13 protein-coding genes are annotated in these 13635 nt (G+C 59.2%); 3 read left to right on the plus strand and 10 right to left on the minus strand.

All coding sequences use genetic code 11. From position 1 onward, the window contains the following. Positions 1-19 precede the first annotated feature (19 nt). From HMPREF9696_RS09170 to HMPREF9696_RS09190, 5 genes are all read right to left on the minus strand, one after another. Complete coding sequence (locus HMPREF9696_RS09170) at positions 20-1018, minus strand: NAD-dependent epimerase/dehydratase family protein (RefSeq protein WP_002712708.1); 999 nt, start codon at positions 1016-1018, stop codon at positions 20-22. 16 nt (positions 1019-1034) lie between these two features. Then, positions 1035-1634, minus strand: a complete 600-nt coding sequence (locus HMPREF9696_RS09175; protein ID WP_002712709.1) for an acyltransferase — start codon at positions 1632-1634, stop codon at positions 1035-1037. Further along, positions 1631-2569 (minus strand): Gfo/Idh/MocA family protein, encoded by a 939-nt coding sequence (locus tag HMPREF9696_RS09180; RefSeq protein WP_002712710.1) that lies wholly within the window; start codon positions 2567-2569, stop codon positions 1631-1633. Before HMPREF9696_RS09180 ends, HMPREF9696_RS09175 begins: the two co-directional genes overlap by 4 nt. A 120-nt stretch (positions 2570-2689) precedes the next feature. Then, a complete protein-coding gene (nusG, locus tag HMPREF9696_RS09185) occupies positions 2690-3205 on the minus strand; it encodes a transcription termination/antitermination protein NusG (RefSeq protein WP_002712711.1) in 516 nt (171 codons plus the stop codon). Further along, a complete protein-coding gene (locus HMPREF9696_RS09190; RefSeq protein WP_002712712.1) occupies positions 3202-3846 on the minus strand; it encodes a winged helix-turn-helix transcriptional regulator in 645 nt (214 codons plus the stop codon). The genes nusG and HMPREF9696_RS09190 overlap by 4 nt, the downstream gene beginning before the upstream one ends. Positions 3847-4140: 294 nt before the next feature. On the opposite strand from HMPREF9696_RS09190, the gene HMPREF9696_RS09195 reads away from it, so the two are divergent. Then, positions 4141-5268 (plus strand): glycosyltransferase family 4 protein, encoded by a 1128-nt coding sequence (locus tag HMPREF9696_RS09195; protein WP_002712713.1) that lies wholly within the window; start codon positions 4141-4143, stop codon positions 5266-5268. A 44-nt stretch (positions 5269-5312) separates the two neighbouring features. On the opposite strand, the gene HMPREF9696_RS09200 is transcribed toward HMPREF9696_RS09195, so the two are convergent. Next, a complete protein-coding gene (locus HMPREF9696_RS09200; RefSeq protein ID WP_245259217.1) occupies positions 5313-5675 on the minus strand; it encodes a hypothetical protein in 363 nt (120 codons plus the stop codon). Between the two features lie 277 nt (positions 5676-5952). On the opposite strand from HMPREF9696_RS09200, the gene HMPREF9696_RS09205 reads away from it, so the two are divergent. Together HMPREF9696_RS09205 and HMPREF9696_RS09210 are read left to right on the plus strand one after the other, a co-directional pair. After that, positions 5953-6801 carry a class I SAM-dependent methyltransferase gene (locus tag HMPREF9696_RS09205; RefSeq protein ID WP_081602395.1) on the plus strand — a complete coding sequence of 283 codons (849 nt, stop codon included), beginning with the start codon at positions 5953-5955 and terminating at the stop codon, positions 6799-6801. An 18-nt stretch (positions 6802-6819) separates the two neighbouring features. Next, entirely contained in the window at positions 6820-7833 is a 1014-nt protein-coding gene (locus tag HMPREF9696_RS09210; RefSeq protein ID WP_002712716.1) for an MraY family glycosyltransferase, read from the plus strand. Between the two features lies 1 nt (position 7834). On the opposite strand, the gene HMPREF9696_RS09215 is transcribed toward HMPREF9696_RS09210, so the two are convergent. Genes HMPREF9696_RS09215 through rfaD form a run of 4 tightly spaced genes read right to left on the minus strand, consistent with a single transcriptional unit; the run spans position 7835 to position 13529 of the window. Next, positions 7835-9760 carry an SDR family NAD(P)-dependent oxidoreductase gene (locus HMPREF9696_RS09215; RefSeq protein ID WP_002712717.1) on the minus strand — a complete coding sequence of 642 codons (1926 nt, stop codon included), beginning with the start codon at positions 9758-9760 and terminating at the stop codon, positions 7835-7837. 2 nt (positions 9761-9762) lie between these two features. Then, positions 9763-11058 (minus strand): O-antigen ligase family protein, encoded by a 1296-nt coding sequence (locus HMPREF9696_RS09220; protein ID WP_002712718.1) that lies wholly within the window; start codon positions 11056-11058, stop codon positions 9763-9765. Further along, the gene (rfaE1, locus tag HMPREF9696_RS09225; RefSeq protein ID WP_002712719.1) at positions 11055-12527 is read right to left on the minus strand and encodes a D-glycero-beta-D-manno-heptose-7-phosphate kinase; all 1473 of its coding nucleotides are present in this window, start codon (positions 12525-12527) and stop codon (positions 11055-11057) included. The genes HMPREF9696_RS09220 and rfaE1 overlap by 4 nt, the downstream gene beginning before the upstream one ends. 21 nt (positions 12528-12548) lie before the next feature. After that, on the minus strand, positions 12549-13529 hold the full coding sequence (gene rfaD / locus HMPREF9696_RS09230; RefSeq protein WP_002712720.1) for an ADP-glyceromanno-heptose 6-epimerase: 981 nt from the start codon (positions 13527-13529) through the stop codon (positions 12549-12551). Positions 13530-13635 lie beyond the last annotated feature (106 nt).

Below are 13635 nucleotides of genomic sequence, written 5' to 3' on the forward strand. Positions count from 1 at the left end.
CTTTCCGGCCTTCCAGATATCAGCCACGCGCGGCGATGCTTCTGCGGCTTTCAACTTCGGAAATGTGATTGCTGCGCCAGGTGATCAGACGGCTCAGCCCCTCGCGCAGATCGACACCGGCGGTAAAACCAATTTCCTCGGAAGCCTTGCGCGGATCGCCGATGCGATTCCGGACCAGCGTTGCCTGACTTCGCGGCGCATAGTTGATCGGAAGGTTGCAGCCAGTCAAATTGAGCAACATTTCAGCGACCTCCTTTAGTGAAGTTCGCTTTCCGGTTCCGACATTATAGAATTGATCGGTCGCGGTCGCTGCCATGCCGCAAATATTGGCGCGGGCACAGTCTTCAACGGCCACGAAATCGAACGCCTCAGAGCCGTCTCCAAAAATCGTCGGCCCTTCGCCACGATCGATCGCATCCAGCATCTTCATGATGACGGCGATGTAAGCTCCACGATAGTCCTGCCGCGGACCATACACATTCATGTAGCGCAGACCGACATAGTCGAGGCCGTAGCGATGATGATACGCCCGCGCCATGGCTTCGCCGCAAATCTTCGTGGCACCATAGAAATTCTTGTTGTTGAAGGGATGATCTTCATCCATCGGCTCAACCAAGGCATCGCCATAGACAGACGCCGAGGACGACCACACCAATCGCTTCACGCCTTCAGCAACGCAAGCATCAAGAACATTGAAGGTGCCTCGCACATTTGTCTCAAAGGCCGAGCGAGGAAATTCATGACACTGCAACAGCCAGAGAGCAGCAAAGTGAAAAACCCCATCGGCTCCTTTCAGCGCCGACTGGAGAATATCGCTCTGTAGAATATCGCCGCCAACGTCGTAGATTTTGACGCGCGGATCCCGAATCGCTCCTGCGAGATTTTGCTGAGTTCCCCGCACAAAATTATCGTAAATCAGGATCTCCCGAACGTCCTGCGCAGTGAGCTGATCCACCGTGTGCGATCCAATCAGGCCCGCCCCGCCGATCACAACCACCTTCTTACCGCGAATATCCACTTCTGGTCTCCAAGCCCTATTCAGATTGAACCAATTCGATCCGCTCACCGGAAACCATGCGGTATCGTTCACCGGTGCGGGTGCATAGGAGATCACCCCCCATCCGCTCGCCGGCGCGGCTCATCCAACCGACACGCCGCGCCGGATTTCCAACCATCAGGGCAAATGGCGACACGTCTCTGGTGACAACTGCGCCCGCGCCAATGAAGCAGTATTCTCCAAGCGCATGACCGCAGACGATCGTCGCATTCGCTCCGATACTCACCCCTCGCCCAACTGGCGTCGGACGAAACTCGTCCTTTCTGCTGATATTGGCGCGCGGATTGGTGACATTGGTGAAAACACAACTTGGACCACAGAAAACATCATCCGCAAGCTCGACACCATCATAGAGCGCGACGTTATTCTGAATTTTGCACCCGTTCCCGACCCGAACACGCGGACCGATCATAACATTCTGACCGATCGAGCAGTTTTCACCGATAGTTGTGCCGCTAAGGATATGGCAAAAGTGCCAGATGCGTGTGCCGGAGCCGACAACCGCTCCTTCATCTACGTAACTCGACACATGGATCAGCGCTCCGGGGAAACGCGGATCCTCACGCATCTCCGTCATGAACGGACCACGCGCATCGCAGGATGCCGCCACTCATGACCCGACGTGACGGGTAGATTCCGGAATGTCGAAACAATGTCGATGGATGCTCTTACTTCATCAAGACCAAAGCCACGCCCTGCAACAATCTCTTCGTAACTCTTGGTATGAAGATCGGTGAACCCCTCGGAAAATTCCACTTCCTCGCCATCGACCGTGATCGACCGAAAGGTCGTTTTCTTCCCCTGCACACTGACAGGAAGATCATTGCGATCAACCGACAAGAACCAGCTCACATCAGCATTCGCGCATTCCAGAAAGCCGGCGGCGCGCTCCGCCTCGCGAAGATGCGCCTCATTTCGCTTCGCCGGACCAAAAACAAAACTCAGCATGTCGAAGAAATGGACGCCGATATTTGTTGCAACACCGCCTGATTTCGCGTCGTCACCCTTCCAAGACGCGTAGTACCAGCGGCCACGAGACGTAATATATGTCAAATCGACCTTATGCCTCTTGCCACTCGCCTCGAAGCGATCACGCAACGCAATAATCGCCGGATGCAAGCGCAGTTGAAGGATGGTTGAAATACGACGGCCGGTATCGCGCTCGATTTCAGCCAGACTGTCAATGTTCCACGGATTGAGAACCAGCGGCTTCTCGCAGATCGCATCCGCGCCCGAACGCAAGGCGAAGCGGCAATGAGCATCGTGCAGGTGATTGGGCGAACAGATCGAGACGTAATCGATCTTTTCTCCACGGCGCCGAAGCTTGTCCACGTGACGATCGAACCGTTCGAACTCGGTGAAAAAATGCGCATCAGGAAAATGGCTATCGATGACCCCAACCGAGTCATTCGGATCGTAGGCAACCTTGAGGTCACCTCCAATAGCCTGCATGGCCTTCATATGGCGCGGAGCGACATACCCCGCAGCCCCGATGAGTGCGAACGACGTCATGATATTATCCTTAGAATTCCTGCGCTGCTGTTTCCACGCTACCGCAGTCCGGGTGACTCTCGTCACCAGACCATCGCTAAATATGCCCCCGGCGTTCGCGTACCCGCGACTCTGCTGGTGTCAGGCCGCAGCGATCGCTTCCGCGTCGAGCGACACGCGAACCTTTCGACCCAGAAAGTCGAGCAGAACCGCGACGCGATTGCGATCGTTTAGTCCGTCAAAAAGTCCAAAACTGTCGGCGAAGGCACCAGCAAGCACGCGCACCTTCTCGCCCAGCGAAAGCCGCGGGCCATGTTCGACCTTGATAAAACCACGGTCGTCTTCCCGCGATTTCAGCAACATGAGCACGTCTTGTGCAACAGGTGCGGGATCCTGACCGTTGGCGACCAGATAACATACGCCGAGCGTCGAGTGGATCGATCGCCATCGCTGTGTCGCCATATTGATCCGGACGAACACATACCTCGGAAACAGAGGCGCAGCGACCCACTCGATCTTCCGCGCGTGACTACGACGCTTTAGATAATGAGGCAGATAAACCTCAAACCCCTGCTGCGCGAGATTACGTGCAGCCTTCGCTTCACTATTGACTTGGGTGTGCACGACGTACCATCCGTCGTCCGGTTGTCCGTTCATGGCGCATTTCCCCGACGGACAGCCGCATCCAGGCCGAGCAGCTTCGGAGCAAGGACCCTTGAAGGACCATAGATTCGGACAGCCTCGTCGAAAGCGCCACGGGCATTGCCAACGTCAGTAATGACAACGGCATCAAACGGCGAAGTTACGGCGGCGTAAGACGGGACCACCGGATTACCTACAAGCGGGTCCTGAGTGGCATCCTTGTCAACCACAGCAACAATGGATACCCCGCTTTCGACTGCGGAGAGCAAAGCAATCTCCGCCAAATCCGACTTGCCTGAAAGAACAAGATTCCGGAAATCACGCGACTTCGCGACTTCGAATACTTCGAGGCAGTTCGCCTTTGCCTCCCTGAAGAAAGAAAAGGATGAAGACAGATATTCGACCGTCAGGCGCGACTTCTCGGTAAAGCCGTGCGGCGTGAGATAGTACGCGTAGCGGCGCGCGGGAGCCTGACCGACCTTCACTAGCCCCTTTCGCACGCAACGCTTCAGGTAAGCATTCACAAGACCGAGCGCGATGCCAAGCTCAGCAGCGAGATACCGCTGCGATCTCGCTCCATCGTTTTCGACGGAATTCAGAAGCCCGAGAACAATCCGGTCTTCATCGCCTTGGTCGGTTTGAGCGGAGCGCATCATGTCGTGCTTTGCCGATCGTATGGATGCTCGCTTCTACCTTGTTCACGGAGTGAACGTCAAGCTCAATGTTCACCTTATGAACACAATAAGATACTGAATTAAAACGATAATTCGCAACACATGAGACCTCTCTGGTTTATCCCTAACAGAGAGCGGCACTTAAAATACCACTTGGTGGGCATCCGAGTTTGCACAAGGCAACACGCACGGAGTTGCACTCCAACAGCTTTGTGTTTTCTCGGCTTCACTAATACAAGTCAGCAGCAATCATCATCCGGCTGTTGAAGTCACCGCGTGAAACAAAAACTCCTTTACGTCGTCACCGAGGACAAGGCCTTCCTGTCTCACCGACTTCCCATGGCCCGTGCGGCGCGCGATGCCGGGTTTGACGTTCATATCGCAACGTCCGTGGGCTCGCATGCGGAAGCGATCCGCGCCGAAGGTTTTACGATCCATCCCATGCCGCTGCGGCGAGGTGGCTTGTCTCCTTTGGGCAGCATCTCGACCATCAGAGCACTTCGCAAGATCAAGCGTGAGCTGTCTCCTGCCATCGTCCATCACGTCGGCATGCAGATTTGCGTACTCGGCGGGGTCTCTTCGCTGGGAATGACGACACCGCAGATCAATGCGATGACAGGCCTTGGCTACGCGTTTACCTCGACGACCGCCCGAGCGCTCACCCTGCGCGTCGTTATCGCGATCGCGTTGCGATTCCTGCTCAATCGGGATCACGCAGTCTTTCTTGTTCAAAATCCTGACGATCGGGCCGCTCTCGAAACGATCGGCATCGATCCCCAAAGGCTGGTTCGCATCCCCGGATCTGGTGTCGACACCGATAAGCTGATCCCGCTTCCAGAACCCGATGGTCCGATCACTGTTGGATTTGCCGGGCGGCTGCTGACCAGCAAAGGCATTCGCGCCCTCGTGAGCGCCCACAGAATTCTGCGTGCGCGCGGCACGGATATTCGGCTGCGCATCGCCGGAGACCCGGATCTGGCCAATCCGGATTCCGTGACGCTCGAGGAAGCCCGGCAGTGGAACAACGAGCCTGGCATTACCTGGCTTGGACATGTGGCGGACATCACAACGCTGTGGCGTGACTGCCATATCGCCGCGCTCCCTTCTCATAGGGAAGGCTTGCCAAAGAGTCTCCTGGAAGCCGCCGCATGCGGCCGCCCGCTTGTTGCGACCGATGCCCCCGGCTGCCGTGAGATTGTCATACCTGATCAAACCGGCCTGCTGGTTCCCATCGAAAATGCTTCAGCTCTTGCCGGCGCTATTGGCGAACTGGCTTCCTCGCGCGAATTAAGAACCCGATATGGTGCGGGTGCCCGGCAGCTTGTAGTCGAGACAATGTCCGCTCAAGCTATCGGCGCTGCGACTGTCGACCTTTACAGAGAACAGATCGAACGCGCGCGCTGATCTGCCCTGTTACGCTTTCATTCACGTCAGATTTTCAGATCGCGTCAGAATGGCGAAAACTGTCGAGTCTCGCATTTGTCGTTGATGACCGCGGGCCGCCAGTTGGCGACCGTTTCACCCTTCAGAAAAAAGGTGAAATAGCGCAGCTCGCTGCCTGAGCTTCCGCGGGAACATACGGTCCACTTTTCCGGCCCCGACTGCGCCTCGTTCGGTCCGACATTGGAGACTTCCGAGCGGCTGATATCTTTCATCGACTGCGTAATCTTCTGAATACGCTCGAAGATAATCTGCTGTTGCCGGGAATCCGGCTCCGGGTCCGGCTGAACGGAATCCTGCATATCGAAAAAGAACGTGCACCCCCCAAGCAAGACAGTCGCGAGCAGCACCTGAAGCCACCGTACAGCCACCAATGTCACTCACTCCCACCTGTCCGGGATTCTTACTATCGCTTTGACGCTTTGATGGAAAGCGGCTTCGGGGCCTTGAAAAAACGCCGCCGGATACAAGCCGCTCGCTTGGCACGGTTACCCAAAAAGATTCTCCAGAAATGTGACCCGCGAACACATCTCAAACACAGACATTAAGAGTTGAGACACGGTCCGGGGGCGTTGTCACCCTTCACCGGTTTGATTAAAAACCTTCCGGGGCCGAGCCCCGGAACCCTTTCCTACCTTCGTGGGCCTTATGTCTGATCGACCGTCCAGCAATGTCGACCCAGCGGTCGCAGCAGGTTTTGGCCATGAATGGTCGACGTTCCAGCAAGGAGAGGACGCCTTCTCTGCCGATGATCGAGCGGCCATCTTCGAATCCTATTTCCATATTTTCCCGTGGGACCGCCTGCCGGTAAATTCCGTCGGAATGGACGTCGGATGCGGCAGCGGCCGATGGTCGGTGATGGTGGCGCCCCGTGTCGGTCATCTGCATCTGCTCGATGCCAGCGCCGATGCATTGAATGTCGCGCGCAGCAATCTGGCCGCAGCAAAGAACGTGACCTTCCACCACGCCAGCGTGGGAGATTTGCCACTCCCCGATGCTTCGCTCGATTTTGCATTTTCGCTGGGCGTGCTTCATCATGTCCCGGATACGCAGGCCGCGATCTCGAAGATCTCGACGAAGCTCAAATCCGGCGCACCGTTCCTGATCTATCTCTATTATGCGCTCGACAACCGGCCAGCGTGGTATCGCGCGCTGTGGAAGTTCAGCAATATCTTCCGCGTCGTCATATCCAGCATGCCGGAGAAACCCCGGCTTTGGATCAGCCAACTCATTGCCGTCTTCGTCTACTGGCCACTGGCGCGTTTCGCCGCGCTCGTCGAACGGCTGGGATTTTCCGCCGCAGCACTGCCGCTGGAGTCCTACAAGGACCGCGCGTTCTATGTCATGAGAACCGATGCCTATGATCGCTTCTGCACCCGCCTCGAGCAGCGTTTCACGCGGGAGCAAATCCAGAACATGCTTACCGCCGCCGGATTTAAGGACATTCGTTTTTCAGACCGCGTGCCTTACTGGTGCGCCGTCGGCACCAAATGCTGACACGATGACGTCCGCTTCATGACCCCCGCGCTTATCATAACGACACTCCTGGTCGCTTGCGTTGTTTGTGCAGCGCTCATCGTCCTGCTTCGTCCCTTGCTCCAGCGCTATGCGCTCGCGCGGCCGAATGCACGATCATCCCATCGCGTCCCGACACCGCAAGGCGGCGGGCTCGCGGTCATCATTGCGACTATTGCTGCCGTTGCATCCGCGATTCCGTTTTCTGGACTGACAACAAGCTCCAGTCTGCTCGCCGTCTTTGCCGCAACCATCCTTCTGGCCCTTGTCGGCGCCTACGATGACTTACGGACAATCCCCGTTCTTCCCCGGCTGCTGGTGCAAGCCGCCGCCGTCGGCATCGTCCTTGCAACCCTCCCCGCGGAGCTTCATCTCGTTTCCGCTTTGCCGCTATGGGCTGAACGGATTCTGCTGCTGATCGGCGGGCTCTGGTTCGTCAATCTGGTCAACTTCATGGACGGTCTGGACTGGATGACCGTCGCTGAGGTTGTCCCTGTCACTGCCGCGCTGGTGCTGTTTGGTGTTTTCGGCGAGATGCCCATGAGCGCAACCATTGTCGCCCTCGCGCTCCTGGGTGCGATGGTCGGCTTCGCGCCGTTCAACAGACCTGTTGCAAAGCTGTTTCTCGGCGATGTCGGCAGCCTGCCGATCGGCCTGCTGATGGGCTGGTGCCTGCTTCAACTCGCTGGCGCCGGGCACCTGATCGCGGCGCTGCTGCTCCCGCTCTACTATCTCGCCGACGCGACGCTCACGCTGTTTCGGCGTTTGATAAAGCACGAGGCCGTCTGGGTCGCGCACCGGTCGCATTTTTACCAGCAGGCGACCAACAACGGTTTCAGCGTGACGCAGGTCGTTAGCGAAGTCTTCATCCTCAATGTCGTTCTCGCGGCATTTGCTGCGGTGACGATCTGGCTGAAATCGCCCTACGTCCAGTGGATGACGCTGGCATTGGGCTTAAGCGCCGTGGCGCTGGTGCTCAGCCGGTTCTCCCGGCAACGAGAACCACTCGGATAGCTTACGCCGCCCCGCTTTTGAACTCCGGGATCGCGTCCTTCAAGACGCCCACAATGACGCTGCGCTGTTCACTGGCCACAGCCTTTTCCAACGTGGACAGCCACCGTTGCAGCGTGTCGAGCGGCGGCTCATTGGGGCGCGCCGCGACAATGCCGGCGATGCCGATATCCGCTGTAGGCTCTTCGTGGGCGAACAGAATTTCATTCAGACGCTCGCCGGGCCGCACGCCGGTAAACACGATGTCGATGTCATAGCCGGGCTGAAGTCCCGACAGGCGAATAATGCGTTCGGCAAGATCGACGATCTTCACCGGCTGGCCCATGTTCAGGACGTAGACCGACACATCCGGCCGAACCGGGCCAAGCGCGTGGGTCGCGGATGTCACCACAAGATCGCACGCTTCACGGATGGTCATGAAGTAACGCACCATATCCGGATGCGTCACCGTGACGGGTCCTCCCGCCTCGATTTGCGCCTTGAATTTCGGCACCACCGAACCGTTCGACGCCAGCACGTTGCCGAAGCGGACCGAGATCAGCCGCATCGGGGTTTTGCCGTTTGCCTTGTGCATCAGGTCGCGATCAAGGGCCTGGCAATACATTTCAGCGAAGCGCTTGGTCAGACCCAGCATCGACACAGGCTCGATCGCCTTGTCGGTCGAGATCATCACCATGGCTTCCGCGCCGGCGGCCACGGCCGCATCGGCCACATTGACAGTGCCGAAGATATTGGTCTTGACGCCCTCACCCCAGTCACGCTCGAGGATCGGAACATGCTTCAGCGCCGCGGCGTGAAACACAATGTCCGGCTTGAACTCTCCCATCAGATGCATGATGCGCGCACGATCACGGATATCCGCAATACGGCCTTCGACAACCGCCTCCGGAAACCTCACAGCGAGCGCTTCGACCACCGCATGCAAAGCCGGCTCCGCGTTCTCTACGATCAGCAAGCGAGACGCACCGAATGTCACGGCACGGTCGCAGATTTCCGATCCGATTGATCCGCCGCCACCGGTGACGACAACCGACTTCCCCTTCACGAAATTCTCGAGCCGCTGATAGTCGATCTTGACGCTCGGCCGCAGCAGCAAATCCTCGACCGCTACCGGCGCCAGACGCGGCGCTTCTCCGCTGCCTTCGAGCGAGGGCAGACGGCTGACCGTCAGCCCGAGTTTGCGCGCGCGCGTCAGAACCGATTCCGGCGATGCATCGGCCTCGAACGCCGATGGCAGCATCACAAGACGCTCGATCGGTCGTTCGCGGCGCGAGAAATCCTCGACGATATCGCCAAGATCGTCGATGGCGCCGAGGACAGGAATGCCACGGATCGACTGTCCGCGGTCCGCCATCGACGGCGACAGGATTCCGACCGGCCAGGTTCGCTTGACCGCGCCACTCTCGATCCCGCGCAACAACACTTCCGCATCGGCAGCACGGCCCACTAGGAGCGTCGGAGATGCGTCGAGACCGCGGGCCTGACTGAGTGTCCGGGTGTAACGGAAATAGCGATAGCCCACGCGAAGCGCGCCTAACGCAAAGTTCTGCAGAAACCAGTAGATGATGATCGTGGTCTTGCCGAAGAAGAACGTGCCGTAGACGTTCGGCGCGATGAAGATGTAATCCAGCACCAGCAGCATCAGCGCCAGCACAGTGGATGCTTTCGCGATGTTGATAAAGTCCGGCAGCGAGATGAAACGCCACTTTGTGGTTGTGAGCCTGAAAACGTAGCAAACGATCACGCTGAAAATCACAAAGTAAGGCAGGATGTTCAGCAGCAGCGGGAGGCGGTCCGTGAACGCACTTCCCTCAAAGCGAAGATAGAAACTCGCAACGACCGCAAGCGCGGTCGCCATCGCGTCGTGAATCGCGATCAGAAGATTGCGCCAGGTCAGACGCCGCAATCCGGACCAGAAGGAAGCAGCCATGGTCAAACCCGCCACGCTTGTCTCGCCGGCTGCGGGCCGGATTCAATTGTGCGCCGGCCACGAAGCACCATGCCCCCCGCCACGCCGACGGCCAGCACGTAAATCCAGCCCTCGTGGAAATCGAACAGATGCGAATTCAGCAGCGAGCTGACGAAATTCTCGACGACGGCAACCAGACCGATCCATGCAGCCATACCCGATCCGGTAAACAATCTCAGATGCGCAAACCACATGGCATACAGGACGAGGCAACCGATCAATCCCCACTGCACCGCGACATTCAGCGTCTGGTTGTGGGGATTGCCGATGATCTGAGCCGAAGCCCCGGTCTGTCCCACGGCATCCTGTTCAAACAGGGTCTTCGTCGATCCGGTTCCGTGCCCGATGAGAGGCGCTTCCGCGGCGAACTTGATCGACTTGCGCCAGAATTCCAATCGCTCTCCAACCGAGGTTACGGCATTGCTCTGATGATAGCGCTGATACTCGCTTCCGATCATGTCGACGCGCATACGCAAATAGGGTGAAGACATCCAGGCAACAGCGGTCACGGCGGCAACGCCTGCCATCAAGGCCAAAAAGCTACGCCCGCTGAAATATCTGGCCGCGAGAACAACGAACAGGACGGGGATACAAACGAAGACCGTTCGCGAACTTGCAACAAACGCCATGTTGGCAAGAAATCCGGCACCAAGACCGAGCAGGAGCACAGCCGTTCCGCGTCGCCCAGTCTTCGCCGCATAAATCGCGGCGCCAAACGCCGCGAACGCGCACAGCGCGAATTCCTGACTCTGCGCGATATAGTTCTTGACCGGCACACCGACTGAACGCGCTGGATCAAACGCCAGACGCGGATCGACGAACATCAGCCATGACGCCAACATCACCGCCGTGCATGACACCAGAAAGGCGAGGACGACCCACAGCCCCCGCCCCGACCGTTCAAAGTGATAGAACAAGACGGGGATGGCGAGCAGCTTCGCTGCCGGATTGATTCCATGAAAGCGGGCGGCCCATGGCACACCGGTCGCCCACAACGTCCCCAGAACGGCCAGCGCGAACAGCAGCAATGGCGTGAGCGAAGCCGGCCGCTTCATGGAGTCCAGAAATTCCTGCCACTGGATCGCCGGGGTCAGCAGCGCCAGCCACGCCACCGCGAAAATCGCGACCAGCGAAGTTGACCAGGGGAGCGAGATCGCGAGAAGGACCACCGCGATGTCAGCCGCCTTCATCCACGCAGCCGTGTTGCGCCGGATCGACGGCGGCGCACGAGCCGGAAGATCGGACGTATTCACCGTCATGCCTTGTTCTCTCGCGCGCGCTTGACGAGAGACGTGGTGCTGTGGCCCGGCAGAATATCGACAAGCACGATCTCTCCGCCGTTGGCCGCGACAATCTCGTGACCGACCACCTGCTCGCGGGTGTAGTCTCCACCCTTCACCAGCACGCTCGGCCTGATCTGCGTAATCAGCTCCAGCGGCGTGTCCTGCTCGAAGATCACCACAAGATCGACGGCTTCGAGCGCTGCCAGTACCTCTGCACGCGAGCGCTCGTCCTGCACCGGCCGCTCCGGGCCCTTGAGCCGCCGCACCGATGCGTCACTGTTGAGACCGAGAATGAGGCGGTCGCAAGCCGCGCGCGCCTGGGTGATGACGCGAACATGGCCGGGATGCAGAATGTCGAAACAGCCGTTGGTGAAGCCGACACGCAAGCCCTGCGAGCGCCATTCGGCGACGCGCGCATCGAGATCGGCTGCACTTGACGCGATCTTTTCCTCCGCCGCGAGCGAAGCATGCGGCAAGATCTTCCGCCGCAGTTCGGCCAACGACACCGTCGCGGTCCCCGGCTTGCTGACTGCAACCGCCGCGCCCGCGGCCGCGCAGCGCAGCGATGTATCCCAATCCGTTCCCGCCGCCATGGTCACCGCCAGCACGGCCGCGACGGTGTCGCCTGCTCCGGACACGTCGCGCACCTTGGCGGGCTGCGCGGGCACATGGATCAGCGCACCATCGCGATGCGCCAGCGTCATGCCGTCTTCGCTCTTGGTCACCAGCACGGCTTCAGCATCGGCGGTGCGCAGCGCCTCGATCGAGGCGTCGGCGATGTCAGCATCCGTCTGGATGCGGCGGCGAGTGGCTTCGGCGAATTCCTTGCGGTTCGGCGTCAGCAGCGTCGCGCCGCGATAGATCGCCAGATTGGCGCTCTTCGGATCGACGATCACCCGCTTGCCCAGCTTGCGCGCGGCATCAATCACGTTGCGGATGACACGCGCGGTCAGGACCCCCTTGGCGTAGTCCGACAGCAGCACGATGTCGGCGCGCGGCAGCGCCGCGACGACCGCGTCGATCAGCTTGCGCTCGGTCACTTCCGAGGCGGGCGCCGACAATTCCCAGTCTGCGCGCAGCATGTGCGTAGAAAAATGTTCGGAGACGAAGCGCACCTTGCGTGTGGTCGGGCGTGACGGATCCGTGACCAGCAGCGGCTCAATGAGCGGCTCCCTGGCCAGTTCCGCTTTCAGCGTTTCACCGGAAGCATCATTGCCGACAAGTCCAACGAAAATGCACTTCGCGCCCAGCGCCGCGATGTTGCGCGCGACATTGCCGGCACCACCGACATTGAGTTCGCTGCGGCGCGCCGCGATCACCGGCGCGGGCGCTTCCGGCGAAATACGCGAGACCTCGCCATAGACGAATTCGTCCAGCATCAGGTCGCCGACGCACAGCACGGTCTGGCGGACAATCGCTTGCGACAGCGCGTCAAAGTCGAACATTAGAGCGTTCCTGTTGCCTGATCAGCGATAGCGATCGGGCCGGTCGAGAAAATCCCGGACATAGCTGCCGACGCCGTCTTCCAGCGCCGTGAAGCCGCCATTGTAACCTGCGCCGCGCAGATGATCGACCTCTGCCTGCGTGAAGTACTGGTAACTGCCGCGAATTTGTTCCGGCATGTCGATATATTCGATGTTCGGCTTGGCGCCGAGGGCGCTGTAGGCCGCGAGGATCAGATCGCGGAAGCTGCGGGCATGTCCGGTGCCAACATTGAACAGACCACTCACCGAGCGTGTCGCCAGAAGCCACATGATGACCCGCACCACGTCATCGACATGGATGAAATCACGGCGCTGGTCACCGTCAGCGATGCCATCGCGATGCGACTTGAAGAGCTGCACGACGCGGCCTTCGCGAATATCGGCGAAACGCTTCGCCAGCACGCTCATCATCGTGCCCTTGTGGTATTCATTCGGGCCGAACACGTTGAAGAACTTCAGGCCGGCCCATTGCGGCGGCATCTTTTCGCCTTTGGCGATGCGCTCCATCAGCGCGAGATCGAACAGATGCTTGCTCCAGCCGTAAAGATTCATCGGGCGAAGCTGCTTCAGCGCGGCAAGCGACTCGTCGTCGCGAAAGCCCTGATCGCCGTCACCATACGTCGCCGCAGACGAGGCGTAGATGAACGGGACGGAATTGGCCGTGCACCAGTCGAGCAATCGCATCGACAGGCGGAAGTTGGTTTCGATCACGAGATCGCCGTCGGTCGCGGTGGTCTCGGAAATCGCACCCATATGGATCACGGCATCCAGCCTGCGCCCGTTCAGCCATGACATCAGTTCCGCGGGCGGAACGATGTCGGCGAGCTGGCGCTTGGCGAGATTGCGCCACTTGCCGTCGGAGCCGAGGAAATCGCACACGGCCACGTCCGCGCGGCCCGCGTCGTTGAGGGCGGCAACGATATTCGATCCGATAAAACCGGCTCCGCCGGTCACCAACAGCATGAAGGAATCCCGCCGTGTGAATGCGCGCCACCTTTGCCTCAACCCCGCCCCCCAAGCAACTCACGACCGTGGGCTTGGTGAAGGCGGGGGATGGACGGAAAGCCGG

It is taken from the genome of Afipia clevelandensis ATCC 49720 (assembly GCF_000336555.1).
GTDB classification, from domain to species: domain Bacteria; phylum Pseudomonadota; class Alphaproteobacteria; order Rhizobiales; family Xanthobacteraceae; genus Afipia; species Afipia clevelandensis.